3 protein-coding genes and 1 pseudogene are annotated in these 3059 nt (G+C 34.8%); 2 read left to right on the forward strand and 2 right to left on the reverse strand.

Annotated features, from left to right (window positions below):
• The coding region (gene yihA, locus OZD62_RS01175; RefSeq protein WP_275019257.1) for a ribosome biogenesis GTP-binding protein YihA/YsxC at positions 1–459 on the reverse strand (459 nt) is incomplete at its 3' end.
• 95 nt (positions 460–554) lie between these two features.
• Here yihA and prfA point away from each other — a divergent pair.
• Positions 555–1634, forward strand: coding sequence for a peptide chain release factor 1 (prfA, locus tag OZD62_RS01180; protein WP_275019256.1), 1080 nt, complete (start codon positions 555–557; stop codon positions 1632–1634).
• A gap of 27 nt (positions 1635–1661) precedes the next feature.
• On the opposite strand, the gene OZD62_RS01185 is transcribed toward prfA, so the two are convergent.
• Complete coding sequence (locus OZD62_RS01185) at positions 1662–2825, reverse strand: multidrug effflux MFS transporter (protein ID WP_010962461.1); 1164 nt, start codon at positions 2823–2825, stop codon at positions 1662–1664.
• Positions 2826–2841: 16 nt separating this feature from the next.
• Between OZD62_RS01185 and OZD62_RS06220 the strand changes: the two are divergent.
• Positions 2842–2984 (forward strand): annotated as a pseudogene (locus OZD62_RS06220) (N-acetyltransferase); the annotation flags it as partial.
• Positions 2985–3059 lie beyond the last annotated feature (75 nt).

Consider the following 3059-nt stretch of genomic DNA (forward strand, 5'->3'; position numbering starts at 1 on the left):
ACTTACTTTATCTATTTTTGTTAGCACAATGTTAAAGTTAATGTTATTATATATTAACCAATAAATGAAGTCTTTGTCTATTTCTTTTAATCCTACCTTGCTATCTATCAACACAAACACTCTTCTTAGATTTTCTCTTTGAATTAGATAATACTCAATTAAGTTTAAATATTGTATAATTTCCTCCTTGCCTGCATGAGAGTAGCCATACCCTGGTAGATCAACAAGTCTGAACTTATCATCGTACATAGAGTAAAAATTTATTTGTCTAGTGCATCCAGGTTTAGAGGAAACTCTGGCAGCTTTTTTGCTGTTTATCAGTAAGTTGATCAGACTGGATTTTCCTACATTTGATCTACCAGCAAACGCAATCTCTGGAGCCGACTCATTTGGTAATGATTTTATATCCGAAGCTCCAAATATGAAATTGCAGTTTGATGTTATCTGTTTTGCCATTATATTCAACTAGAAGGTAGTAGGTATATTATAGTGTTATTGCTTGATATAAGAAATTTTTTATTTCAGTATATATTACTTAGCTAGATCTGTGCTATATGGATATGGAAAATAATTTACAAGACTTAAAGAAAAAATTTAATGATATAGAGAGGAATTTGAAAAATCCTACCAATTTAAGTCAAAAAGAATTCATTACCCTTTCAAAGGAATACTCTGAGCTCAGGCCAATAATCAAGATAATTGATGAATATAACACGCTGAAAGAGGAAATTTCAGACTTAGAAGAAATAATGAAAGATGAAAACAGCGAAGGTGATATAAAAGAGTTAGCAAAAGAAGAATTTTTCGAAAAGCACAAGGTATTATTACCAAAAATAAAAGCAAAATTAAAGTTAGCATTATTGCCCAAAGATGAAGATGACTCAAGAAATGCAATATTAGAAATTAGAGCAGGTACAGGCGGAGAAGAAGCAGCATTATTTGCAGCAATGTTATTTCGTATGTATCAAAAATATGCAGAAAGAAGAAATTGGAAGTTCGAGCCAATAAGCATTTCTAATACAGGTATAGGTGGATATAAGGAAGCTTCTGCACTCATTAATGGAACAGAAGTTTTTGCAAGGTTGAAATTTGAATCAGGAGTGCACAGAGTACAGAGAGTGCCAGAAACTGAATCTTCAGGAAGGTTGCATACCTCTGCCGCTACTGTTGCGATATTACCTGAAGTAGAAGAAGTTGACTTTAAAATAGAAGAAAAAGACTTACGAATAGATGTTTATAGATCCAGTGGTCCTGGAGGGCAATCAGTGAATACAACTGACAGCGCAGTAAGGGTCACCCACTTGCCAACAGGGATAGTTGTGATACAGCAAGATGAAAAATCGCAGCATAAAAATAAAGCTAAAGCGCTCAAAGTATTGAGGGCAAGGCTATACGAAATTGAAAGACAAAAAAAAGAAATGGAAAGGTCAACAATGAGGAAAAGTCAGATTGGCTCTGGTGATCGTTCCGAGCGCATAAGAACATATAATTTCCCACAATCAAGAATAACAGACCACAGAATTAATCTAACTTCACATCGGCTAGAGCAGATTATAAAAGAAGGCGAACTAGATGAATTTATTGAGGCATTAATCTCACGTAATGAAGCAGAAAGATTGGCAGGGGAAAGTTAGCAGCCTACAATGGAATATCTTTATTAATTACATAGGATCTTTTAAACGCAATAGATAGACAGTAAAAACAAGTTCTAGTACTATCGCGGATAAAACAAGAACAGCTACACTAATTGTTTGACCATTGTAAATGTAGCTTGTTAAGCCGATAAAAATAGCCATGATAAAAGCTCTAATGAACGAGACTGCAGAAGAAGCTGTGCCTTTAATTTCAGGGAAAACATTTATTGATGCATTAAAAATCACTGGCTGGAAAATTGCACAACCGATAGAAAAAATAATCATAGACAGTGTTACTAAGTAGAAAGAGTGGGGTACAATTATACTGAATATTACAAGCAATAGAGACCCAATAGCACCCACGCTCGTACCAGAAATTACACACTTTATTGCTCCAAGTTTCTGCAAGATTTTGCCAGCAAATAGACTGATGAGTGAGAAGCACCCAACTATTGCACCTTGATGTAGTGCATAAATAGTGCTAGATAAACCAAAAGTCTTCATATACAGAAAAGGTCCACAAGTAATGAATGACATATACGCAGCAGAAAAGAGGCTTGACATCAAAGACAACGTAACAAACCTCGGATTAGATAGTAGTTTTCTGTAATCTTTCATCGTTTTTTTCAAACTGAAAATATCGCGGTTCTTTTTTGTTTCTGGTAACGCTAAAAGCAGCAAAACCCAAGAGATCAAACAAAGTATTGCAACAGTTGCATAATTACCACGCCATCCTACAATTTCATTGATGAAACTGCCTAACACTGGCGCAATTGCCATGACAACTGTAAGAACAGAATTCATGATTCCAATAAATTTCACCGCTTCGTCGCCTTTGTAGCTGTCTGCAACGATTGCAAACACAACTACAGATGTGCTAACACCAATGCCCTGAACAAAGCGAGAGATTAAAAGCCAAAAAATCGACGGTGCAAAAACACAACCAACAGCGCCGATTAATAACAAAGTGTTACCTATGATCATAATTCTCCTTCTGCCATAGCATTCAGACAATGGACCAAAAAACAACCCTCCTATGCAAAAGCCTAGGAAATTATAAGCAATAGTTAATTGAATTATGCCTTCCGGTACGTTAAAATAGTGCACCATATCAGGAAAACTAGGTACGGAAATGTCAATTTCAATGAACTTGGCAATGAGAGACAGGATTAACAGAAATGGTAGTAACATTTGAGATTTTTAATTAATGAATAAAAATATCACATTTAAAGCGTTGAAAGAAAACATTTTTTACTGTTATTAAAATGGTTAGAAACACCTCATGTGAAGGAATGGTGGATAAATTGGACACTAGGGTTAATTAAAGAAAAATATGACAACTATGTTAAAGCTCTTACTCTCTGTCCTAACTTTACTTATTTCCTCTTACTTTTTCAACAGTCCGTCTAAATTACTACAAGCAGT

Source organism: Wolbachia endosymbiont of Drosophila seguyi (assembly GCF_028981765.1).
Classification (GTDB): domain Bacteria; phylum Pseudomonadota; class Alphaproteobacteria; order Rickettsiales; family Anaplasmataceae; genus Wolbachia; species Wolbachia pipientis.

Coding starts and splice junctions, on each gene's coding strand:
- prfA (WP_275019256.1), top strand. CDS start 555: ATGGATATGGAAAATAATTTACAAGACTTAAAGAAAAAATTTAATGAT.
- OZD62_RS01185 (WP_010962461.1), bottom strand. CDS start 2,825: ATGTTACTACCATTTCTGTTAATCCTGTCTCTCATTGCCAAGTTCATT.